The sequence below is a fragment of the Rhizobium freirei PRF 81 genome (assembly GCF_000359745.1).
GTDB classification, from domain to species: Bacteria; Pseudomonadota; Alphaproteobacteria; order Rhizobiales; family Rhizobiaceae; genus Rhizobium; species Rhizobium freirei.
Map to the genome: position 1 here is coordinate 77,387 of NZ_AQHN01000054.1, position 23,254 is coordinate 100,640.

Consider the following 23,254-nt stretch of genomic DNA (forward strand, 5'->3'; position numbering starts at 1 on the left):
TCCGGCGTTGCCCGGCGCGCGAGCGCCGGGCTGATCCGTCATCAGGCGAAAGGTTCGGTCGGCCCTTTGGATGGCTGAGTGAACCAGCGCGGCCCCTCTTCCGTCGTGTAGATATGATCCTCGAGACGGATACCGAATTTCTGTGGGAAGACGATCATCGGCTCGTTCGAGAAGCACATGCCGGCGGCAAGCGGCGTCGCGTTGCCGCGGACGATATAGGGCTCCTCATGGATTTCCAGTCCCAAGCCATGGCCGGCGCGATGCGGCAATCCCGGCATCTTGTAGTCCGGCCCCAGCGAATGCTTCGCAAGGACCGCACGGGCCGCATCATCAAGGCTTGAGCAGGCAGCACCGAGCTTGGCTGCATCGAAGACGGCCTGCTGCGCCTCACGCTCGATTGCCCAAGCGTCTTCGAAAGCGGTATCGCCAGCCTTCAGCTTGTAGGTTCGCGTCAGGTCGGAGTGATAGCCGTCGAGACGGCAACCGGTGTCCACCAGGATGACATCGTCTTCGCCGAGCGTCTGGTCACCGTCGGCGCCGTGGGGCAGCGACGTTGCCGCACCGAAGGATACGATGCAGAAGGTCGAGCTTGAAGCGCCGGCTTGGCGATGCTGCCTGTCGATGAACTCCACGACTTCGGAGGCGCGGATGCCAGGCTTCAGCAGCGCGTGAGCCTGCTTGTGGACATCGAGCGTCAGGTTCATCACATAGCGAATGAGCGCGATCTCGGCCGGAGATTTGATCCGGCGAAGACGATTGATGATCGGCCCGCCATTCGTCAGCCTTTCGGCTCCGAGCTTCGCCGCCAGCGCATGGTAGTAGAAAAGCGGCATGCTGTCGTCGAGTGCGAGAATGCCGCTGTCGCCGAGCAGACTTGCGACGAGAGCGGCACTGCTTTCCTCTTCCTGCCATACGAGGATTTCGGCCGGCAGATGCGGCAGGGTCTCGACACGGCTGCGCTCGAAGCCGGGGACGATGTAGTAGAGCGCAGTCGGCGTCACCAATGCCCCGAGAAAGCGTTCGCTCGCGTGCCAGACGAGGCCCGTGAAATAGCGCAGGCTCTCGCTTGGCCCGAGCAGCATGCCCGCGAGGCCCTCCGCTTCAAGCACCTGGCGAAGGCGCGAAAGGCGCGCCTGTCTTTCTTCCTCGGCGATCCTGGGAACTGGATGTTGCCACGACATTCTTCAACTCTCCTCAATATTCTCGGCCGAATGCGTTCTGCGCCGTGCACGACGCGATGAGATCGACACTAATGATCTTGTGGGCAAAATGTCGACAAGGAAATTGTCTTTGCCGGAATCACCCCTGCAATCGGCAAATTATCTAGCAGCGCCAATGGCAGGTTGTCTCTATTGAAGAGGCGGATCGAGGATTGCAAACGCAAACCTCAGGCTCCACCCATGTCCGCATAGTCTATCGTCTTCGGCGGATTTTGGCGTGAGCCTGCTCCATTTTCGAGGATCAACCTGCGTCTTGGACACGCAACCTCTTGCTGGAAAATTGTAATGAAATATTGCTCGACGGCTTCCAGCAAACTTGGTTCGCAACATTCCCTTTCCGCGAAATATTGGGAAATACCGAGACCTATAGCGTTCACACGGCCTCCTTAGCTTCAGCGCCAGTCGATTGTAATGAAGGCACTGAACATGAGGCAACGACACATCGTCGCAACTTTGTTGATAACAGCGATCGGCGGCATGGCCGCTTCTGCTCTTGCAGCCGAGCCGGCAGCGGCACGGGAGGCGCAATCTCCGGCCGGTATCGAAGCGCCGCAGCCGGCGCCAGACCGGATGCCACCCGCCGGTTGGCCGGGGCCTGGTCCCCATTTCGGAGCACCGATGATGGGCTTTGGTGACGGTAGACCCATGCCTCCTTTCGGCCCGCCCGGTGGTTTTCCTCGCGGGCTGAATCCGGCACTGGAGCTTGCCGGCAAGCTGTCGGCCATGGAAACGCTGATCGGAGTTCGCAGCAACCAGCTCGATGCCTGGAGGGACTATACCAACGCGCTGACGGATTTTCTGGCGTTCCCGCGGCATAGGCAGCCCGGCCCACCGCTCCCCAATGAGGGTGCAGCACCGCCATCCGGCCGGGAGGTCGACGAGCGAAAGGAACTCTTTGGCGAGCGCATGGCCGACTTCGCGTTGGATCACGCTGCCAAGGCAACCGTCCTCAAGGACAAAGCCGCTGCCCTGCGTAGCATCCTGACCGCCGATCAGCTTGCGAAGCTGGAGGATGCCGAGCGATCCCTCGTTCCCGGGCCACATGCATTTCCTGATCGACGCTAGACGGCCAGTTCGGACCGAACTCGCCGCATAACCAAGATCATTTCTCTCCTCTTCCAACCAAGCAAGATCCCCCCGGACGCCCTTGTCGGTTGGAAGGAGCGGCCCGTTAAAGGGCCGAATGGTCCGGGAGCGCCCCGCCCGGCGTTCCCGGACCAATGAGGCGCGAGCCTAGCACGCTTTCCGCAGTACCCGCGACTTGCCATCACATTGAGGCGGCAAGGCAGCGGCCAAGCCCGCGAAGACCTTGCGATCCTTCGATTGGCAGAGGCGGTGCTGGCTCCAGTTACCCCGCGCTCAACGCGAGATAGCAGCCGATACTCCCTCCTTATGCCGCGGTGATCAAGGCAGGGGCCGACAAGGTGCAGGCTATTCTGCACTATTCTAAAATGATCTATCCAGGGATTTTCATTGTACCGCGGTTATAATCCGGCTTCGCCATTCGTGTTGGGGGCGCCATGGCGAAGCCGGGTACGCGGGGCGATCAAAGCCTGATTGAGCCAAGCAAGTGATCGATTGCAATTCTACAGGAGTCGATGCCTCAAATATTTCTGAATGTTTCTCAAATAAGGCATTTTGGCGAAATTTGGTGTCTTGTCTTTTCTACTTGAGTATTACCCTTTAATAAGTTCCGCAAACTTAATTTGATATTGCCATCTTCTGAAATATCAAAAACTTTACATGATAAATTTCTTCGGCACAGAACTTCCGAGATGAATTGAGGTGCGCCGATTTGTCAAAACCGGGCGCCGAGGCGCGATAGTGCCCTCGTTTCTACCCATCTGCGGGAAAACCAGGTCACGTCCCGCATGCGCCTCAGCCTTTGCTTCAACGAGGGGCGGCCTGCATTTTATAGCAATCGGGCTTTCGGCTCAGCTTGCTGATCGGCCGTTGGCGCTCTTGAATGACACCACCTGCTCCAGCCCTTTGGGTTGTCGGTTGCGTACGGTGATCTCGCCTCCGAAGCGGGTGACGATTTCACGCGCAATAGCCATGCCGAGACCGGCGCCGGGAAAGGACTTTTGTCTGGCGATGTCGATGCGGAAAAAGGGCTCGAAGACCTGATTGAGACGCTCCTCGGGAATGCCGGGGCCGGTGTCGGTGATCCTCACCACCGACCTGTTGCCGAGATGCGTAACCGTCACCATCGCCGATTGGCCATGCGTGGCAGCGTTTATCAGAAGATTGCGCAATGCTCTTGTGACCGCCAGCGGCCCTGCGCTGATCGTCGCAGGCTCCAACTCGCCGCTCTCGACGTTCATATCGATCGCCCTCAGCTCCGTGACGATATCCTTCACGATCGCATCGAGCCTGACCTGCTCCAGGCTGTCGCTGGAAATTTCCTCTCGCACCAGTCCGATCGCGCTATCGGCAATCCTGTCGAGCTCCTCGAGGTCGGCAAGCCATTTCTGCCGCTCCTCATCGTTCTTGATGAATTCCGCCCGCAAGCGCATCCGCGTCATTGGCGTCCTGAGATCATGCCCTGCGGCCGCTACGAGCCGCATCCGGCTTTCCGTGGCGGCCTTGACCCTGGCCGACAGGCCGTTGAGCGCCTGTGCGGTCACGCGAATTTCGCCAGGCCCGGTTTCCGGAATATGCGGCAGCGTGCCGTCGGGGTTGACGGCAGCCACCGCCTGCTCCAGCAAACGCAGCGGCTTCATGAGCTTGGATGCGGCAAAGATCGAAACCAGCACGCTGCCGATGATGATCAAGCCGAGCCATTCCGCAAGGATCTTCCAGCCCCCCGGCGGTGGGCCGTGCTGCGGCAGCGGCATGATGAGCCATTTCCCGTCGTCGAGCTTCAGCGATGCGATCATCTCGCCCGTCGACTGGTGGGATATGATCGCCTGACGCATACCGGAGATGCGAAGCAGCGCCTCCATGAGAAAACGCGACAGTTCTTCATCGCGCGGGCCATCGGCAGGAACGGGCGCGACCACCAGTCCGGCCGACGTCGCCGAGGCCCTATCCTTCTCGGCAAAAGTCGCAAGAATGGCGAGCTGACGGGCCGTGGGCTGGATCATCATGTCCGGGCGCGGGCCTCGCATGACGAGGCTTGCCACGAAGGACGAGGAAATGACGACCAGAACGATGGCCGTCAGCAGGAGCAGCGCCAGACGCGCACCCAGCGATCTCATGAATCGCCCTTTATAGCGGTCACCGGTACGACGAGCTGATAACCGCCGTTGCGGACCGTGCGGAAGATCGGCTCGTCGGTGGTTTCGGAGAGCTTGCGACGCAACCTGCTCATCAGGACGTCGATCGAGCGGTCGGCGGGATCGCGGTCGCGCCCCTGCGTCAGATCGAGCAATTGATCGCGCGACAGCAACCGGCCGGCGCGCTCCAGAAATGCCTTGAGCAGATCGAATTCGGCCCCGGTCAGCGAGACCACCTCGCCATTGCTTCTGGTCACGCGGCGAAGCTGCGGATCGAGCATCATATCCCCGAACTGGAATCGCCTTTGTTCGGGTTCGATCGAGAGGTCTTCGGTCGTACGCCGCAGGACGGCGCGAATACGCGCCGCCAATTCGCGCGGATTGAACGGCTTGCCGAGATAATCGTCCGCGCCGATCTCAAGCCCGAGAATCCGATCGATGTCTTCCTTCAGCGCAGTCAACAGGATGACCGGCACCCGGGGGCGACGGTTTCTGAGGTCGCGGCAGAGATCGAGGCCGGACCCGTCGGGGAGCATCACATCGAGAACCAGTAGATCGGGATGGCGGCGGTTGAGCGCATCGTTGCAGCCGCGAAGATCACTTGCGGTCGACACGCGAAAACCTTGCTCCTCCAGATACCGGCTGAGGAGCGAGCGGATTTCGTGGTCGTCATCGACTATCAGAATATCCGGCGCAGCTGTCGCAGTCATAGATTTCATCCCGTTTTCCAACCGTTATACAAACTATCGATCCCCTGAAAAGAAGGGTTTTGCGGCACGAATACGGAAATTCCCGAGCAGGAAACGTTAGTTTACAAAATTCCCCGCGCCAGAAACGTTGAGCAATGAAATAATGCCTCCAAGTAAAACAAGGGCACTGGCTCACTATATCACGCCACGCTCAGCGATTCGACGCTCCTGCCCGATTGAACAGGCGCCTGAGGGCGGACCCGCCGCATTCCAGCAACCAGTCGGCAGAGGAAGATGGCACCGCGGGCGAGGCACCGTGCGTCGCCCGTCAAGCCGAAAGTGCCGCCGCCGCTTTCAGATCCGAACATATGAAATGGAAGGCGTTCTGACCAACCGCCGGCAATCGGCTTTAGTTTGGAGGTATCAAACTCAAACGAAATACGGGCGCTGAACCGATGGCGGAGTTGCCGCCAAAAGCGCTGCAGAGGCGCACCCCGCGTCGGGGCGCGCCCTCTAGCTCAAACGACGAAGAAGGTCGAAGGGGGGACCTGTAACGCGGCCGCGACGCGCCGAAGTTTTGCCGGATCGGCATCGGCGCCGGCTTCGATTTCGACGATTTCCTCACTGGTGAGGCCACAGGTTTCAGAGAGATCGGCAATCGTATAGCCGATGGCTTCCCGCGCCTGTCGCACAGCGGCAGCGATTTCACCATGCGGAACGGTGGAAGCTTTTGAACTATCGATATTATTCTGAGTAATGGACATGAAATTTCTCCTTCCAAAGTCCACCGGCAAAACGATGCCGGGTGAAGGCAGCTATTGCAGCCATGGAGCATAGCGACCCAAGCAAATGTGGCCGAACGCTGGGTCAATATAGGCATCGATGCGACATAGACAAGCGTCGATGTGCTTGGCAGCCGAGATCCGGGGTTGTCGCCCGGTTGATGCAGTCAAGGTGAGCAGAACATCCGGTTGCATCGTCACAAGTCGATAGCGAGGGATGCGTTCATTCAGGCCCCCAGTGTCGCCACAAATGAGAAGACATGGCCTTATCCGAAAGCATATATGGCTCGGCTATCTTTTGCCGCTCGACTTGGATATTTTTCGTTCGGCTGAAAGCAGAAGCCCTTTCAGCTCCGGTTCGCGCACGCGACTTGCCGCTTCGATGAAGGAGACCCATTCGCAGCGGCGCTGACCTCTTTCGGGAAAATCCTGAAAAACCTGCTCGACTTCGAGCAGATGCAATTCGACGACGCAGGGAACACAATTGCCGTCCGCGAGGTGCTTCAGATAGGTGAAGTAGCCGAAAGGCTTCTTCTTGACCTTGCCGCGTACGCCGGCCTCCTCGAAGGCCTCGATCGCCACCACCTCGTGCGGCTTCTTGCCCTTGATCGGCCAGCCCTTGGGCACGATCCAGCGACCGCTTTCGCGGCTTGTGACGATAAGAACCTCGGCAGTACGGTGCTCCGCCACCCTTCTATAGCAGATGGCAGCATATTGTTCGTAGACGCGGCCATGAAGCAGCGCATCCGCATGCAATGCCAGTTCGGAGAGAAAACTTTCCGAACGCCTCAAGGCCTTTTCCTGCGCTGACGATGAAGACGCCATTCTGCCGACTACCCGCGATCCCGACGCCTGCTGCAAGGCCGCCGCGAAATCCACAGACGCGGGTTCATTGAAGCCGTTTGCGCCACGCTGCCCTCCTGTCCCTTCTGCGGCTCTGCCGAAATTCGCAATTGTCAGCGTCATGCTGTGAGCCGTTGTAATGACAGTATTATGAAGACAGCTGTTGATCATGGTCTTGTGATCAGAACCGGAGCCGTCAATCCGATCAGGTGCCGAAACTGGAAACGGCCCCGAGAGGAGCCGCTTTGCACTTTGGAGGGATCGATGGGAGGCTTATTCCGCCGCCTGCAACGCCGGCATCTCGATCTCTTCACTCAATTGCCCCGCCATGGCGGCGGCAAACTTGGTCTGGTCGAGCTCGTTTTCCCAGCGAGCAACCACGATCGTAGCGACGGCATTGCCGATGAAGTTGGTCAGGGCACGGCATTCCGACATGAAGCGATCGATGCCGAGAATCAAGGCCATGCCGGCGATCGGCACCGAAGGCACGACGGCAAGCGTCGCGGCGAGCGTGATAAAGCCCGCGCCCGTGATGCCGGCAGCCCCCTTGGAGCTCAGCATGGCGACAAGTAGCAGCAGGATCTGGTCGCCGAGCGACAGGGGCGTATCGGTCGCCTGGGCAATGAAGAGTGCCGCCAGCGTCATATAGATATTGGTGCCGTCGAGATTGAAGGAGTAGCCCGTCGGGATGACGAGGCCGACGACGGAGCGCTTGCAGCCGGCACGTTCCATCTTGTTCATCAGGCCGGGCAATGCGGCTTCCGAAGAGGAGGTGCCGAGAACCAGCAGCAGCTCTTCCTTGATGTAGCGGATCAGCGCCAGGATCGAGAAGCCATTGTAACGGGCGACTGCGCCGAGCACGACGAGCACGAACAGCAGCGACGTGGCGTAGAAGGTGCCGATCAGGAATGCGAGGTTGGCGATCGTGCCGATGCCGTATTTGCCGATCGTGAACGCCATGGCGCCGAAGGCACCGATCGGGGCGAACTTCATCAGCAATGCGACCATGCGGAAGATCGGGGTGGTCAGCGCCTGCAGGAAATCGGTGACCGGACGGCCGCGCTCGCCGGCAGCGCCGAGCGCGATGCCGAAAATGACCGAGAAGAACAACACCTGGAGAATATCGCCCTTGGCGAAGGCGCCGACGATCGTGTCGGGAATGATGTTCATCAGGAAGCCGACGACGGAGGCATCATGCGCCTGCGCCGCATAATTGTTGACCGCCTTCGTATCCAGCGTCGCCGGATTGATATGCATGCCGGCGCCCGGCTGCAGGACATTCGAAACGATCAGGCCGACGATCAGCGCTAGGGTCGAGAAGGTCAGGAAGTAGATGAAGGACTTGCCGACGACGCGGCCGAATTTCTTCAGATCCGACATTCCGGCAATGCCGGTGGTGACCGTCAGGAAGATGACGGGTGCAATGACCATGCGCACGAGCTTGATGAAAGCATCGCCGAGCGGCTGCAGCGAAGCGCCGAACTGCGGATAGTAGTGGCCAAGCAGAATGCCGGCTGCGATGGCGGTCAGGACCTGCACATAGAGGTGCCGGTAAAAGGGAAGTTTGCCACGCGTTTCGGCGGCAGCGATGGGAGCAATCATGATGTCCTCCGTTAAGCCCAACCGATCTCTCGGCCCTCCGGGCGACGACTAGAATTCAACAGCCTCCGACTGTTCCGTCCTCCTTTGCAACGAGCGTGCCAGATGAATTGCGCGGAGACATCCCATTGATTTATATGGATTTAAATTCTCATAGGTGAAGTTCACTTCTCGACTTGTGCGAAAATCCGCACAGACTAAATTGCAATATGCGCGAAAACATGCACAATGCGGGAATGCTACAGCAGCCGGCGACGGGACGATTTTTGACACCAGAGCAGCTGGGACAGCGATCCCGGCGGGTCTGGCTTGTCTTTGCGCTGCTATGCGCAGCCATCATCTCCACCGCCTTGTACGGCGCCAGCTACTACGGCCGCCTCACCGCCCTCGAAACGCTGCAAAGGCAGGGGCATACGGATGCGAACCTCAAGGTTGCTCTCCTGCGGGCGGTGCTCGAGCGTCCGCGCGCACTGCCGCTATTGTTGGCGGATGATCTGCAGGTACGCGACGCACTAGCAAGACGGCAGGACGATGCCGTCGTTGCCCTTGACCGCAAACTGGAGAGCCTGGTCTCCGGTACGAGCGCTTCGGTTCTTTATGTCGTCGGCAAGGACGGCATCGCCATGGCTTCGAGCAATTGGCGCGAGCCGCTGAGCTTCGTCGGCAATGACTATTCGTTCCGCGACTATTTCCGCAAAGCCATGGAGGCGGGAACGGCCGAACATTACGCGCTCGGAACGGTCAGCAATCGCCCAGGGCTTTATATTTCCCGTCGCGTCGGCGACGCCGATTCCGCCTTGGGTGTCGTCGTGGTAAAGATGGAATTCGATCAGCTGGAAGCCGATTGGAGCGAAACCGGACGTCCGGCTTACGTTATGGACGAACGCGGTATCGTGCTCATTACCAGCCTTCCCTCCTGGCGCTTCATGGCGGCAGGACCGCTTTCGCGCGAGGAAACAGCCGCTATTCGAAAAAGCCTGCAATTCGGTGCGGCACCTCTCTCGCAGCTGCCGATCAGCCGACCGGCGCCAATAGGCCCCGATGCGACCATCGTACGCGCCGTTTTGCCGGGCAGCAGCGCCGCAGAATATTTGCAATTGACGACCGCGATCCCATCGACCCCCTGGCGGCTCGGTTATCTGATACCGACAGACGAGGCGATTGCATCCTCGCTGCGCGAGACACGCTTCCTTACCTTGACGGTGCTGCTGCCGATCCTGGCATTCGCCGCTTTCCTGCTGCGCAGGCGTCATGTTTCTGCGATGCAGATCGCCGTCAGCAGGATGGCCCGCGAGGAGCTGGAGCGGCGCGTTCTGGAGCGCACCGAAGATCTCAGCCTCGCCCGCGATCGCCTTGAGGCGGAGATTGCCGATCACCGCGCGACGGAGGCGAAGCTGCAGGGCGTCCAGCAGGACCTCGTGCAGGCAAACCGCCTTGCCATTCTCGGCCAGGTCGCAGCCGGCGTCGCCCATGAAATCAACCAGCCTCTCGCAACGATCCGCGCGTATGCGGAAAATGCCAGCGTCTTCCTTGAAAGGCAGCAGACTGAACCGGTCAAAGAGAACCTGTCCACCATCACGACGCTGACCGAGCGGATCGGAACGATCACTGAGGAGCTCAAAGCCTTTGCTCAGAAGGGACGAACAGCGCCGGAACCGGTGGACCTGAAAAGCGCCATGGAAGGTGCCGTCGTTCTGCTCAGAAGCCGGTTCGCCGGCCGCCTCGACGCTCTCAAGATCGAAGTGCCGTCGACGGGGCTCAACGTCGTCGGCACCCAGATCCGGCTCGAGCAGGTGTTGATCAACCTGTTTCAGAATGCGCTGGAAGCCCTTGAAGGCAGGGATGGCGCGAGGGTGGAAGTGTCGACGCGAGAAACATCGGATGACGTCGAGATCATCGTCTCCGACAATGGGCCCGGCATTCCAGCTGCAATCCTCGACTCGCTGTTCACGCCGTTCAACACGTCCAAGGAAAAGGGTCTTGGTCTCGGCCTTGTCATTTCCAAGGACATCGTCGTCGATTACGGCGGTCGCATCGAGGTGGAAAGCAGCGGCAACGGCACTCGTTTCACCATTCATCTGCGCAGGGCGAGCACATGAACGACAGTTCCCCGGTTTTTCTCATCGACGATGACAAGGATCTATTGAAAGCGACGAAACAGACGCTTGAGCTTGCCGGCTTTGCCGTCTCCGCTTTCTCGGCGGCGGGCGATGCCTTGCGCGCTCTCGAGCCGGATTTTGCCGGCGTCGTTGTCTCCGACATCCGCATGCCGCAAATGGACGGACAGCAGCTGTTCGCCTGCATCAAGGAGCGCGACGCCGATCTGCCCGTCATCCTGATGACCGGGCATGGCGATATTCCGATGGCGGTACAGGCCATCCAGGATGGCGCCTATGATTTCATCGCCAAGCCGTTTGCCACGGACAGGCTGGTGCAAAGCGTGCGGCGCGCCACAGAAAAGCGCCGGCTTGTTCTTGAAAACCGTTCCCTCCGCGTCGCCGTCGAACAGGCGCAGGGCGATCTGCCGCTGATTGGCCAGACCCCGGCCATGGAGCGGCTGCGCCATACTTTGCGGCAGATCGCCGATACGGATGTCGATGTGCTTGTCACCGGAGAAACCGGCAGCGGCAAGGAAGTGGTGGCAAGCCTGCTGCACCGCTGGAGCCGGCGCGCAAAGGGGAATTTCGTGGCGCTGAACTGCGGTGCGCTGCCCGAAACCGTGATCGAGAGCGAACTCTTCGGCCACGAGCCGGGCGCGTTCACCGGCGCGCAGAAGAAGCGCGTCGGCCGCATCGAACATTCGAGCGCCGGTACGCTGTTTCTCGACGAGATTGAAAGCATGCCGCCGGCGATCCAGGTGCAGATGCTGCGCGTGCTGGAAATGCGTGAGGTAACGCCGCTTGGCACGAATGAGGTCCGCCCCGTCGATCTGCGCGTGGTGGCGGCGGCCAAAGTCGACCTCGGCGACCCCGCCCAGCGCGGCGATTTTCGCGAAGACCTCTATTATCGTCTCAATGTCGTTACCCTTTCCATCCCGCCGCTGCGCGAGCGGCGCGACGATATTCCCCTGCTCTTCAGCTATTTTGCCGAGCGTGCCGCCAATCGCTTCAAGCGCGAGGCGCCGGCCATCTCCTCCACCGTACGCCACCATCTGCTGCAGCACGACTGGCCGGGAAACGTTCGCGAACTCTCCCATTTCGCCGAACGCCTGGTACTCGGCCTCGAAACCGCGGCCACCTCGAAACCCGGTGAGGCGCCTGCCATGGATACAGCGCTATCCCTGCCCGCCCGCGTCGAACGCTATGAAGCCGACCTCATTCGCGAGACGTTATCGCAGAACAATGGCGATGTGCGCCGCACCATCGAGGCTCTGGGGATTCCGCGAAAGACCTTCTACGACAAGCTGCAACGCCATGGCATCGTCAGAGGCGAATTTGCGGGCTTCGAGGAAAGCGACCGCCGCGGCCCATAAAACGGCCCCTAAAACGAAAACTCGCGGCCTTTCAGCCACGAGCTTCTCTGAAGAAACGCAGGGATGTGAACGTCAGCCCACGGCTTCGATCTTGTCCTGCGTCCTCATGTCGAAATCGCTGGCATCATGACGTTCGCGCAGCTGTTCGGACGGATCGCCCGACATGCGGTTGACCATGCGGCCACGCTTGACGGCGGGACGCGCGTAGATCAGATCGGCCCAGCGCTGGACATTCTTGTAATCCTGCACCTGCAGGAATTCGCCGGCACCATACTGCCAGCCCTTGGCGAGACCGCCGTACCAGGGCCAGATGGCGATATCGGCGATCGTGTATTCGCTGCCCGCGATATATTCGCTTTCCGCCAGGCGACGATCGAGCACGTCGAGTTCACGCTTCACTTCCATCGCAAAGCGATCGATCGCATATTCGATCTTCGTCGGTGCATAAGCATAGAAGTGCCCGAAACCGCCGCCGAGATAGGGCGCGCTGCCCATCTGCCAGAACAGCCAGGACAGGCATTCGGCACGAGCAGGCTGCTCCTTCGGCAGGAAGGCGGCGAACTTTTCGGCGAGATAGGTCAGGATCGATCCCGATTCAAAAACGCGGATCGGCTTGGGGCCGCTGCGATCGAGCAAGGCGGGGATCTTCGAATTCGGGTTAATCTCGACGAAGCCGCTGCCGAACTGGTCGCCGTCACCGATCTTGATCAGCCAGGCGTCATATTCGGCGCCGCTATGACCAAGCGCCAGCAACTCCTCGAGCAGGATCGTGACCTTCACGCCATTCGGCGTGCCGAGCGAATAGAGCTGAAGAGGATGGCGGCCGACCGGCAGTTCCTTTTCATGCGTCGGCCCGGCGATCGGACGGTTGATATTGGCGAACTGGCCGCCATTCGCCTTGTTCCAGGTCCAGATCTTCGGCGGCGTGTATTCGGCAGAACCGTTCATAAGCATCGTCCTTTTGGGGTGAATCAGTTTTGGAGTGATCTTCGATGTAACGCGCTACGCCTGTGGCACATAGTGGCGCCCGTTCATTTTTGCGAGAGGCGCCGCGCCGCTTTTCGGATGCTCCTGGCTGAAACGAAAAAAGCCTGCCGCGGGAGGAGGTGCGGCAGGCTTTCATCAATAAATGAACAGTGGACGGGAGGAGGAGAGCCACTGTTCGCGCAGACGACCTTGGGAGGAGGAGAAGGGCGTCCGCAAAGCGAAGGGATGCGGGAGGAGATGCATCGCTTCGATGGGTTAAACATATCAGTCTTTTGCTCAGTTGATAGGCATTTCTTTGCAAGACAGCTATGCGCTATGCGAAAAGCAGAAAACTCAACTGGAGCATTTTTCGGCAGAGAGCACGGTGAACTGACATCCGAACAAAACAAAAGCGCCTGCTCGGGAGGAAGCAGGCGCTGACAGAATGCAGCTTGTAACTCAGCCGACGCGACTGTTAGCCGGCAACTGCGGCGCGGGCAACATTGCGGATTTCACCGCGATCAATGCCCAGGTCGTGCAGCTCACGGGCAGACATACGGCCCAGTTCGGCGACCGTCTGACGATACTTGCGCCAGTTGTTGAAAGAGCGTGCTACGTTCATGATGATCCCCTTTCCTTGGGTATTCGAAGCTGAGCTGCCGTGCTTGGCGCTCCGTTCGCTTCGATGAGCAATATATAGTTCAAGACCCTCACATTTTGCAGAGCAAAGGTATCACCGCACCCATGCGCTGGACGCATGGATCGCAGAGGCATCAGCAAATTCCGCATCGGTCGCTCCGTCGTCTCTCCCGCAATTTGCTGATGACAGAAGAGCCGTTGTCTGCAACAAGGAAAGGATTGAGAGACAGGGGCGTCCGCTGTTCGGCGGGCTGAGAAGCACCCTTTGAACCTGAACCAGATCATGCTGGCGGAGGGAGTCGCTCGGGGCCGGCAGCGCTGCATCCGCCCCCGCGTCTCGCCCGTCTGAAAGGGGCGATATGCAAGACCAAACGACTGTCGGCACTCTGCTCGGCGCCATGCGGGCGAACCCGCCGCTGGTGCAGTGCATCACCAATTTCGTGGCAATGAATATCGCCGCCAACGTCATGCTTGCGGCCGGAGCTTCACCCGCCATGGTGCATGCAGAAGAAGAAGCCGGCGAATTCGCCGCCATCTCCGGGGCACTGACGGTGAATATCGGTACGCTTTCGGCTGGATGGCTTGCCGGCATGCTCGCCGCCGCGCAATCGGCAACGCAGGCGGGCAAACCGTGGGTTCTCGATCCGGTGGCACATTATGCAACGGCGTTCCGCCGCAAGGCCGCCGCGCAACTGCTGGAACAGCAGCCGACGATCGTTCGCGGCAACGCCTCGGAGATCATCGCGCTTGCGGGCGGCGCCAGCCATGGCCAAGGCGTCGACAGCCGCGATCCCGTCGAATTGGCCGAGGTTGCGGCCAGACAACTCGCCGAACGGCACGGATGCGTGGTTGCCGTGACCGGCGTCACTGATTTTGTCACCGATGGTCCAAGGGCGCGGCGCATAGAAGGCGGCTCTTCGCTGATGCCTCAAGTCACGGCACTCGGCTGCTCGCTGACCTGCCTTGTCGGCGCATTCGCAGCCGCCGTGCCCGACAATCCCTTCGATGCGACGGTTGCGGCACTTGCCGTCTTTGCCGTTGCGGGAGAACAGGCGGGAGCGGCAGCCGATGGCCCCGGCTCCTTTTCCTGGCGCTTTCTCGATGCTCTGGCCGCCCTCGACGCCGACACCCTGTCCGCCAAGGCGAGGATCATGACGGCATGAAGAACTTCGACCTTTCACTGTATCTCGTTCTGGATCCAGTCCTGTGCGCTGATATCGGCATGGTCGAGACTGCGCGTGCCGCTGTTGCCGGTGGCGCAACGATCGTGCAGCTGCGCGACAAACATGCCGCGACCGCGGCGATGATCGAGACAGGCCTTGCCCTCAAGCAGGTGCTGGCGGGAAGCAATGCCCGCCTCATCGTCAACGACAATGTCGATGCCGCTATCGCAATTGGTGCCGATGGCCTGCATATCGGGCAGGAAGATCTGGACGCCCGCGCGGCACGCCGAATGATCGGCCCGGACATGATCCTGGGTCTTTCGGTGGAGACCGAGGCCCTCACTGCGGCAATCGACGCCGGGATCGTCGACTATGCAGGGATCGGTCCGGTCTTTGCAACGCCGACCAAGCCGGATCACAAGCAGCCAATCGGCTTTGATGGCCTTAAACGCATCATCAAGCTCTCCCCGGTTCCGACGGTGGCCATCGGCGGCCTGAAAGCCGAGCATGTTGCCGACGCGCTGGCGGCAGGCGCGGATGGATTGGCGGTGGTCTCGGCCATATGCGGCAGACCCGATCCCGCGGCCGCTACAGCCCTAATCGCCGAAGCTATCAAGGAGGCGCGCAAATGATCCGCAACGTCCTGTCCATCGCCGGCTCCGATCCCTCCGGCGGCGCCGGTATCCAGGCCGACCTCAAAACTTTTTCGGCTCGCGGCGTTTATGGAATGGCTGTTTTGACCGCCCTGACCGCTCAAAATACTCGGGGCGTTTCCGGCGTTCATCCGGTGCCGCCGCAATTCGTCGCCGATCAGATTGCGGCGATTTTTGCCGATATCCGCGTCGATGCCGTCAAGATCGGCATGATCGCCAACGCGGAGATCGCGAGCGCCGTTGCCGACATTCTGGCAAGACGCCGCGATGTCCCTGTCGTGCTTGATCCCGTGATGATCGCCAAAGGCGGCGCAGCCCTTCTCGCCGCCGATGCCGTCGATGTGCTGACCAGGCGCTTGTTGCCTCTGGCGACGGTCGTGACGCCGAACCTGCCCGAGGCGGCAGCCTTGCTGCACGAAGCCGAGGCAGCAAGCCGCGACGATATGGCACGTCAAGCAAATGTCCTGGCCAGTCTCGGCCCGGCCGCAGTTCTTGTGAAGGGCGGTCATCTCGAAGGCGATGAGAGCCCCGATGTGCTGGCAAGCGCAGGCATCGTCACCTGGTTCGAAGCCGACCGGCTGCCGACAAAGAACACGCACGGAACCGGATGTACGCTCTCCAGCGCCATTGCCGCCGAGATCGCCAAAGGCCTGCCGCTTCCGAAAGCCATCGCCTCGGCCAAGAATTATCTCGCCCGCGCGGTCGCCGCCGCGGGCGAGCTCTCGGTCGGTAGCGGCCACGGACCGGTGCAGCATTTCCATGCGCTATGGGCAGATAATGAAGGAGTAGATGGATGAGCCTGCCAATCAAGGAGCAGATCGTCATCGTATCAGGTGCCGGGCGCGGTCTCGGCTCAGCAATCGCGGCAGCCTTTGCGCGCGAAGGCGCGAAGGTCGCGATCAATTATCGAGCCAGCTGCGCGCAGGCGGAAGCGCTTGCGACGCAGCTCGGCGATCGTGCAAGGGCTTTCCAAGCCGATATGCGCAGCTCCGCCGACACGGAACGGCTGGTGGAGGAGGTGACGGCTCACTTCGGAGCGCCGACGACCATAGTCCATAATGCGCTTGCCGATTTCAGCTTCAACGGCGATGCGCGCTCGAAACTGGATGCCTTGAGCTGGGCAGAAATGGCAGCGCAGCTAGAGACGGCCCTTCGGGGGGCCTTAAACCTCATTCAGGCGGCGCGGCCTGCGATGGCGCGGGCGGGCTTTGGCAGGGTCATCACGATCGGCACCAACCTCTTCCAGAATCCGGTCGTGCCCTATCACGACTATACGGCAGCGAAAGCGGCTCTCCTGTCGCTGACCAGAACAGCTGCCGCCGAGCTCGGGCCGCTCGGCATTACCGTCAACATGATCTCGGGCGGCCTGCTGCGCACGACCGATGCCAGCAGCGCCACGCCGGAAGCCGTTTTCGACATCATCGCCGCCAATACGCCGCTTCGTCGCGTCACGACACCCGAAGAAGCCGCCGATGCCGTTCTGTTCTTCGCCAGCCCCTGGGCCCGCGCCGTTACCGGGCAGAACCTGATCGTCGACGGCGGACTGGTCTTCGGCTAGAGCAATTCTAGCAGCAGCGCGCAGCGGTTTTGCGTACGGAATTACGCGAAAACAAAGAGATAGGGCATTTCCGTGACTCCGTTTGAAACGGAAATGCCCTCGGCAGAACGACAAGGAGGCGCCGACCATCGGTCGCCGCCTCCCGTTTTGTCGCAGCAATCGGCTGAGCCGGTCGATCAGGCCCAGCCCATGGTCAGCACACCGAAGAGGATGACCACGCCCAACACGATGCGGTAGACCACGAAGGGCCAAGTGGAAAACCGCTCCAGAAAGCGCATGAGCCCCCAGATGGCCACGAAGGACGAGATACTGCCGACAATCAGTCCGACGATCAGAATGGACCAGGCTTCCATGGGAATATGGGCCTTATAGAGCGTGAACAGTTCCTTCAAACCGGCAAGCGCGATCGCCGGCAACCCGAGCAGAAAGGAGAACCGGGCCGCTTCCTCGCGTTTCAGGCCGAGAAAGAGCGCTCCGGTCAGGGTCGAACCCGAGCGTGAAACGCCGGGCACGAGAGCACCAACCTGCGTGATGCCGACAAACAGGGCATCGATCAGGGTCATTTGCTCCATATTCTTTTTGTGGCGGCTATAAAGTTCCGCAACGGCCAGAAGCACGCCCATGACAACGCAGGCGCTACCGATGACCCACAGGCTGCGCAACGACGTACCGCAGGCATTCAGCGAAGACGACAGAAGCAGGCCGGCTATGACGATGGGGATCGTCGCGATGACAATGGCAATCGCAAGCCGCATGGCGGGCGACCGCCAATCCCGGCGCTTGATGGCGTCGAGCGATCCGAAGGTGACGTAACGGACGTCGCTCCAGAAATAGGACACGATCGCCGCCAACGCGGCAAGCTGCATCGCTGCCGAAAACGCCGAGCCGGGATCCTGCCAGCCGAGCAAAGCCGGTACGAGGCGCATATGAGCGGTGGACGAGATCGGCAGAAGCTCGGTCAAGCCCTGCACGACGCCCAGAAAAGCAATTTTGGCGTAGCCCAGGGCGACAAAGCCCGTGTCTACGCCTTGTGTACAAACATCAGCCACGTTTCGAAATCCTCAGTTCTCTTTGGGGGCTTTGCACCGTAGCGGTGCGATGAACTTTGCTGCGAAACCGTTTTCCGACACGTTACCGACGATACTTCTCAAGGGCTTCGCCGATCTCGCGTTCGGAATCGAGGGCGAAGATAATTGGGCAGGCTGAACTCTATCTGAAATTGCCAGCCTTGTTTTTAGGTTTCATGACATTCAGCCATCGCCCGCAGGCAAGGCTTGCCGGCGGCGGCGATGACGGATGGAATGCGATGAGGGCCCAATACCCTGAGCATCAAGGGGAACTGCGACGGTGGCTGCTTCGCGGCAGGGCTGATATTGAGCGTACGCCGGCGAGACAAGAAAATGGGAGGCTAGCCCGAGATCACTCGGAGCGCGTGCTGGTTTCCCTGAAAGCCGAATCCGGACGGAGGTGCTGGAGCTTTTCCGCTTTAAACGGAGTTGTGGAAATGCCCTATCTCTTTGTTTTCAAGCAATTTCCAACGCAAAACCGCTTCGCACTTTCGCAGGAATTGCCCTGAGCGGGCCGGCCAAGGCTAGCGTGGCAACGGTCCGCGCGCTGCGCGTTTATGGGCATCGCCCATGACCATGAAAATCCGCTTGATGAATGCATCGCCGTCGAACTGCCGTGGCGCACCTTCAGCGGCATGGTCGGGACGCTCGAAGATGAAAGCTTCCAGGTTGACGATCGGCAATTTCAGCCGGGTGCGTATCTGGCCGATCATCGCCGTATGCGTGACGACCACCTGACAGCCATTCGGCTCGAACCACGCCTGAATGCCGGTCGCTGGTATGGTCGCTACCGTCAGGCCCCGTTCAGACAGAACAGACCCTATACGCGTCGCGACTTGCTGATTGTCCAGGCAGATCAACACGTCGGTTTGCGAAAGGGTCGGCGAATTGTCTGAATGCATCAAGCAGCCTCTCGTTCAAGATGAGGCGAATATATCGATTCGGACGTAACGCAGTGTTTTAAGTTGTTACATTTTGTTTCAGGACCATGATGGATCCAAGGCGCATCCTCGCATGTGAAATCCTCGAAAGAACCACAGAATTATCATTTAATCTATTGATATTTATGGATATTATTATCCAACCTCAAACCTTATGATATAGGATCAGGCGCTTCGGAAAAGCGCTCACGCCCAAATCTCGCTATCGGCATCGTGAGTGCACCGGCTCAGACTGCTGTTGAGGTTCCGCGGATAAGGCGGTCGACAACGGTTATCGAAGGGCAACCGAAGCGCGTGCGAGAACAGCCTCACAGCAGCGAGCAATAGCGCAGCGCGTCATAAATGGCCGCGTGGATATTGCGGCTTGAGATGGCATCGCCGATGCGGATCAGATCGAAGGCGCCTGCCGCATACTTTTCCGGCAATGGCGCACGACGCGCAATGAGGGCCTGATAGTCGACGGCTCCGAGATTGCGTGAGAGCGGCTTCAGCTCGAGATAAAGCTCATCATTCGCCATGGTGCCGTGCTCGACCACGACCTGGGAAACCCGGCGCTCCCATTGCGTATGCTCGGAAAAGTCGGATCCCAGCACAGCAACCAGCGCATTGCCGTCGCGACGCACCGATTTCAGCCGGGTATTGATGGTCACCCGGACATTTTTCTCGGCGAAGGTCTTCGCATAGGGAACATGGTTCATGCCGCCCATTTCCGGCGCGAAGAAACGCTCCGGCGAGACGAGTTCCAGTTCGGCGCCGCTATTGGCGATCACCTCGGCTGCTGACATGCCCGGATGTCCGCCATTGTCGTCGTAGAGCAGGACCAGACCCTCGGGCTTTACCGCTCCGGCCAGGATATCCCAGGAGGATGTGACGAGGCTGTCGCCGCCCTCGAGTTCGGGCGATTGCGCGATGCCGCCGGTCGCCACGACGACGATATCGGGTTCAAAGGCCAGAACCTCATCCGCCCCGGCATAGACATCATAATGGATCGCGACACCCAGGCGCTCCAGTTCAGACAGCCGCCAATCGATGATCCCGATCATTTCTTTGCGGCGTGGGTTGCGAGTGAGCAGATTCACCTGCCCGCCGGCCTTGCCGCTCGCTTCGAGCACATCGACTTTATGACCACGCTCCCCGAGCACACGCGCGGCCTCAAGCCCCGCGGGACCGGCACCGATGACGACCGCCTTTCGGAACGTCGGCGCCGGCTCGATCTGGTGGGGCATCTCGGCCTCGCGGCCGGTCGCGGCATTGTGAATACAGAGCGCCTCGCCGCCCTCATAGATGCGGTCAAGGCAGTAGGTCGCACCGACGCAAGGACGGATATGGGCTTCCTGCCCCGACATGACCTTGTTGACGATGTGCGGATCGGCGATATGGGCGCGCGTCATGCCGACCATATCGAGTTTGCCCTCTGCGATCGCATGCCGCGCCGTGGCAACGTCGCTGATGCGGGCAGCATGGAAGATCGGGAACTTGGTCGCCGCCCTCACCTCGCCGGCAAAATCCAAATGCGGCGCCGACGCCATTCCCTGGATCGGAATGACCTTGGTGAGCGCCGCGTCGCTGTCGATGTGACCGCGAATGATGTTGAGAAAGTCGATGGTGCCCGAGGCGGCAAGCCGCTTGGCGATCTCGACGCCCTCCTCCCGCGAGAGCCCCTTTTCCCAATCCTCATCGGCGACGAGCCGGATACCGACGATGAAATCCGGGCCTACCGCCTTGCGAATTGCCTCGGTCACCATCATCGAGAAGCGCATGCGGTTGTCGAGGGAGCCGCCGAACTCGTCCTCGCGCCGGTTCGTCGCCGGCGACCAGAAGCCGTCGGTCAGATGGCCGTAGGCTTCGAGCTCGATACCATCGAGGCCTGCATCCTGCATGCGTTGGGCGGCTGAGGCGAAATCGCCGACGATGCGCTCGATATCCCAATCTTCGATCGCTTTGGGGAAAGCCCGGTGCGCAGGCTCGCGGAGCGGCGACGGCGCCAGCACAGGCAGCCAATCGCCCTTGTTCCAGCCGGTGCGGCGACCGAGATGTGTCAACTGGATCATCACGGCGGCACCGAACTCGTGACAGTCGTCGGCGAGCCGCTTCAACCATGGCACGATTTCGTCCTTATAGGCATGCAGATTGCCGAAGGCCGGCGGCGAATCCGACGAAACGACCGCTGAACCCGCTGTCATTGTCAGAGCGATGCCACCCTTCGCCTTCTCGCGATGATAAAGCCTGTAGCGGTCCGTCGGCATACCTTCTTCCGAATAGGCAGGCTCGTGCGCGGTCGACATGATGCGATTCTTCAGCGTCAGGTGCTTGAGCTGATAGGGCTGGAGCAAAGGATCGTTGGACGTCATGTCGTTTTCATCGCTTCTTGAGAAACCGGGGGTCGAGGCCTGCTATCTTTGCCGAGATGGGGGCCGATGGCTATAGTCTTCTAGAGTGCTTCCGGTTTTCTTCGAATCGCTAAAGTGCTCTATGTTCTTGTTTTTTCGCATTCCGGACGGAAAACCGCTTCACACTTTTCCTGGAAATGCGCTAGACCGACACGCGCGTGCGGCGGCTTTGACGGAGATCGACCGCCGTGTGCCAGACGATCGTGGCAAAGATGATCATGCCGCCGATGAAAGTCGCGACCGGCGGTCTCTCGGAGAAAATGAGCCAGACCCAAAAGGGGGTCAGCACGATCTCCATGGAACTGATGAGCGCGGCATCCGCTGCGGGCATTCGCCGCGACCCGAACAGGAACAGGACGAAAGCAAGCGCGAAATTCGTCGCCCCGAACGCCGCAAGCAGGAACCAATTATGGGTATCGAGCGAGGCCGTGGATGCGAAAGGAACGAAAATCACGAATGTGAGGAAGCCGCTGACGATGCTCGAAGGCAGGATCGGCACGCTGCCGTCCATACGCGGGATGACGATGATGAGCGCGAAGGTGACCGTCATGCCGAGCGCCAGCAGATCGCCAACACCGGTGCCGCCGCCGATCGATGAGGCGACGATGACGGCCACGCCGATCAGGCAGATGGCGCCGGCAATCAAGGTTCGCTTCGCAACGCGCTCCTTCAGCATGGTCCAGCTGAGGAAAGCGGCGATGAATGGCGCAGTCGCATAAATCATGGTCACGTTTGCGACCGTGGTCATATAGAGAGCGCCGATGAAGCACGCCTGGCTGATGGTCTGGCAAGCAGTCATCGCCAGACCGGCAGGGCGAAAGACCGAACTCCACTGGCGCCACGAAAACCCGCCTTCGAGAAAGAAGCTCGGGATAAACAGGAACACGCCGCCGAACAGCGATCGCCAGGCGATCGCCGTCCAGATGTCGGTAGTCAGAAGCCGCGCATAGATGCCGCTGCAGCTCCAGGCCAGCGTTGCGATCGCCACAAGAATGACACCCCTCTCGTAATCGCCGGTTAGAGCGGAGCGGGCCGGAAGCTGGAAGGTCATTTGAGAGGACTCTAAGGATTAAATAGGAATCGAATACCATCTGTGTGCGCCGATATTTGACATCAGGCAAACGAATAGTAGAGATAGTAGCTATCAGAAATATTTGTGGTGGTTCATGCGCGAACCCATCGAAAGCGATCTGCTCCGGACGTTTCTCGTCATAAGCGAGACGCTCAACTTTTCCGTCGCCGCACAGCGCATCGGGCGCACTCAGTCCGCCGTCAGCGCCCAGATCCGGCGCCTTGAGGAGACGATCGGCGAGACGCTTTTCGAGAGAAATGCTCGTGGAGCGGTGCTGACCCGGGCGGGAAATCAGCTGTTGCCCTATGCGCAACGGGTTATCGAGCTTCTGAACGAGGCGGCCGCGACGATCCGCACCAAACCGCTCGACGGACCGGTACGGATCGGAATTCCCGAGGAATACAGCCAGACCATACTCCCGGCGGCGCTTGCCGCCTTCGCGGTAAGGCATCCGGCTGTGGAGGTGACCGTTTCCTGCGACTACACCGCCCCCAATCTTGCAGCCCTGGAGCGGGACGAACTCGACCTCGCCGTTGTCTTCGACTGGAGCAATCAGACGACAGGTGAAATTCTCTGCGTCGACCCCACGGTCTGGGTCACCTCCTTGGTGCACCGCCTGCACGAGGCAAGACCGCTGCCCATAGCGGTCTACCGGAATTCGACATGGTGTCGTGATTTTGCGCTGCGTTCGCTGGAACAGGCCGGCCTGCGCTATCGCATCGCCTTCATTGCCGACACCGGCTCAGGCCTGAAGAGCGCCGTCCTCGCCGGCCTTGCCGTTTCGACGCTATCGCGCAGCAACATCCCCCACGGCTGCAGAGAGCTCACGCTCGAGGATGGTTTTCCCCCGGTCGATTCATCCCGCGTCGTGCTTCGCCGCAACCCTTACCATTCGAGCCCGGCGATCCGGGAGCTTGCCGAAATGGTCAGGGAAGCGTTTCGGCCCATGTCGAACCTGCTGCAGCCGTGAGGCTTCAGGACG

The 23,254-nt window shown here is 60.2% G+C and carries 20 protein-coding genes and 1 riboswitch; of the genes, 8 read left to right on the plus strand and 12 right to left on the minus strand.

Translation table 11 applies throughout. The features are described from left to right. Positions 1 to 41: 41 nt before the first annotated feature. Positions 42 to 1,181 carry a M24 family metallopeptidase gene (locus RHSP_RS09085; RefSeq protein ID WP_004115207.1) on the minus strand — a complete coding sequence of 380 codons (1,140 nt, stop codon included), beginning with the start codon at positions 1,179 to 1,181 and terminating at the stop codon, positions 42 to 44. A gap of 465 nt (positions 1,182 to 1,646) precedes the next feature. Between RHSP_RS09085 and RHSP_RS09090 the strand changes: the two genes are divergently transcribed. Then, a complete protein-coding gene (locus RHSP_RS09090) occupies positions 1,647 to 2,285 on the plus strand; it encodes a hypothetical protein (protein WP_037150924.1) in 639 nt (212 codons plus the stop codon). Between the two features lie 869 nt (positions 2,286 to 3,154). On the opposite strand, the gene RHSP_RS09095 is transcribed toward RHSP_RS09090, so the two are convergent. The 5 genes from RHSP_RS09095 to RHSP_RS09115 all read right to left on the minus strand — a co-directional run bounded on the left by RHSP_RS09095 (position 3,155) and on the right by RHSP_RS09115 (position 8,354). After that, complete coding sequence (locus RHSP_RS09095; RefSeq protein ID WP_037150757.1) at positions 3,155 to 4,420, minus strand: ATP-binding protein; 1,266 nt, start codon at positions 4,418 to 4,420, stop codon at positions 3,155 to 3,157. Beyond that, complete coding sequence (locus tag RHSP_RS09100; RefSeq protein ID WP_004115226.1) at positions 4,417 to 5,148, minus strand: response regulator; 732 nt, start codon at positions 5,146 to 5,148, stop codon at positions 4,417 to 4,419. The genes RHSP_RS09095 and RHSP_RS09100 overlap by 4 nt, the downstream gene beginning before the upstream one ends. Before the next feature lie 497 nt (positions 5,149 to 5,645). Then, positions 5,646 to 5,891 (minus strand): helix-turn-helix domain-containing protein, encoded by a 246-nt coding sequence (locus RHSP_RS09105; protein ID WP_004115228.1) that lies wholly within the window; start codon positions 5,889 to 5,891, stop codon positions 5,646 to 5,648. Positions 5,892 to 6,200: 309 nt separating this feature from the next. Beyond that, entirely contained in the window at positions 6,201 to 6,701 is a 501-nt protein-coding gene (locus tag RHSP_RS09110; protein ID WP_338059889.1) for an NUDIX hydrolase, read from the minus strand. Between the two features lie 324 nt (positions 6,702 to 7,025). Continuing rightward, positions 7,026 to 8,354 (minus strand): dicarboxylate/amino acid:cation symporter, encoded by a 1,329-nt coding sequence (locus tag RHSP_RS09115; RefSeq protein WP_004115231.1) that lies wholly within the window; start codon positions 8,352 to 8,354, stop codon positions 7,026 to 7,028. A 233-nt stretch (positions 8,355 to 8,587) separates the two neighbouring features. Here RHSP_RS09115 and RHSP_RS09120 point away from each other — a divergent pair, with 233 nt between their 5' ends. Together RHSP_RS09120 and RHSP_RS09125 are read left to right on the plus strand one after the other, a co-directional pair. Further along, positions 8,588 to 10,450, plus strand: a complete 1,863-nt coding sequence (locus tag RHSP_RS09120) for a sensor histidine kinase (RefSeq protein ID WP_157385329.1) — start codon at positions 8,588 to 8,590, stop codon at positions 10,448 to 10,450. Beyond that, positions 10,447 to 11,823: a sigma-54-dependent transcriptional regulator gene (locus RHSP_RS09125; protein ID WP_004115239.1), complete on the plus strand. Its 1,377-nt coding sequence runs from the start codon at positions 10,447 to 10,449 to the stop codon at positions 11,821 to 11,823. The genes RHSP_RS09120 and RHSP_RS09125 overlap by 4 nt, the downstream gene beginning before the upstream one ends. 72 nt (positions 11,824 to 11,895) lie before the next feature. Here RHSP_RS09125 and yghU read toward each other — a convergent pair whose 3' ends face one another. After that, positions 11,896 to 12,771: a glutathione-dependent disulfide-bond oxidoreductase gene (gene yghU, locus RHSP_RS09130; protein ID WP_037150930.1), complete on the minus strand. Its 876-nt coding sequence runs from the start codon at positions 12,769 to 12,771 to the stop codon at positions 11,896 to 11,898. A gap of 493 nt (positions 12,772 to 13,264) precedes the next feature. After that, on the minus strand, positions 13,265 to 13,411 hold the full coding sequence (locus tag RHSP_RS33525) for a DUF1127 domain-containing protein (protein ID WP_081615303.1): 147 nt from the start codon (positions 13,409 to 13,411) through the stop codon (positions 13,265 to 13,267). 235 nt (positions 13,412 to 13,646) lie between these two features. After that, positions 13,647 to 13,743, plus strand: a riboswitch (TPP riboswitch). Between the two features lie 44 nt (positions 13,744 to 13,787). On the opposite strand from RHSP_RS33525, the gene thiM reads away from it, so the two are divergent. Genes thiM through RHSP_RS09150 form a run of 4 tightly spaced genes read left to right on the plus strand, consistent with a single transcriptional unit; the run spans position 13,788 to position 16,802 of the window. Then, entirely contained in the window at positions 13,788 to 14,591 is an 804-nt protein-coding gene (gene thiM, locus RHSP_RS09135; protein ID WP_004115245.1) for a hydroxyethylthiazole kinase, read from the plus strand. Continuing rightward, positions 14,588 to 15,223: a thiamine phosphate synthase gene (gene thiE / locus RHSP_RS09140; RefSeq protein WP_004115248.1), complete on the plus strand. Its 636-nt coding sequence runs from the start codon at positions 14,588 to 14,590 to the stop codon at positions 15,221 to 15,223. The genes thiM and thiE overlap by 4 nt, the downstream gene beginning before the upstream one ends. After that, complete coding sequence (thiD, locus tag RHSP_RS09145) at positions 15,220 to 16,041, plus strand: bifunctional hydroxymethylpyrimidine kinase/phosphomethylpyrimidine kinase (protein ID WP_004115250.1); 822 nt, start codon at positions 15,220 to 15,222, stop codon at positions 16,039 to 16,041. Before thiE ends, thiD begins: the two co-directional genes overlap by 4 nt. Beyond that, on the plus strand, positions 16,038 to 16,802 hold the full coding sequence (locus RHSP_RS09150; RefSeq protein WP_004115252.1) for a 3-oxoacyl-ACP reductase: 765 nt from the start codon (positions 16,038 to 16,040) through the stop codon (positions 16,800 to 16,802). The genes thiD and RHSP_RS09150 overlap by 4 nt, the downstream gene beginning before the upstream one ends. Positions 16,803 to 16,978: 176 nt before the next feature. Here the strand turns inward: RHSP_RS09150 and RHSP_RS09155 are convergent, their stop codons facing one another. The 4 genes from RHSP_RS09155 to RHSP_RS09170 all read right to left on the minus strand — a co-directional run bounded on the left by RHSP_RS09155 (position 16,979) and on the right by RHSP_RS09170 (position 22,251). Next, a complete protein-coding gene (locus RHSP_RS09155; protein WP_004115257.1) occupies positions 16,979 to 17,851 on the minus strand; it encodes an undecaprenyl-diphosphate phosphatase in 873 nt (290 codons plus the stop codon). Positions 17,852 to 18,393: 542 nt separating this feature from the next. Further along, the gene (locus tag RHSP_RS09160) at positions 18,394 to 18,771 is read right to left on the minus strand and encodes a hypothetical protein (RefSeq protein ID WP_004115265.1); all 378 of its coding nucleotides are present in this window, start codon (positions 18,769 to 18,771) and stop codon (positions 18,394 to 18,396) included. A 347-nt stretch (positions 18,772 to 19,118) separates the two neighbouring features. Next, on the minus strand, positions 19,119 to 21,161 hold the full coding sequence (locus tag RHSP_RS09165; RefSeq protein ID WP_004115267.1) for an NADH:flavin oxidoreductase: 2,043 nt from the start codon (positions 21,159 to 21,161) through the stop codon (positions 19,119 to 19,121). 181 nt (positions 21,162 to 21,342) lie between these two features. Beyond that, positions 21,343 to 22,251 (minus strand): DMT family transporter, encoded by a 909-nt coding sequence (locus tag RHSP_RS09170; protein WP_037150762.1) that lies wholly within the window; start codon positions 22,249 to 22,251, stop codon positions 21,343 to 21,345. Between the two features lie 115 nt (positions 22,252 to 22,366). On the opposite strand from RHSP_RS09170, the gene RHSP_RS09175 reads away from it, so the two are divergent. After that, positions 22,367 to 23,242, plus strand: coding sequence for a LysR substrate-binding domain-containing protein (locus RHSP_RS09175; RefSeq protein ID WP_037150932.1), 876 nt, complete (start codon positions 22,367 to 22,369; stop codon positions 23,240 to 23,242). The last annotated feature ends 12 nt before the right edge of the window (positions 23,243 to 23,254 follow it).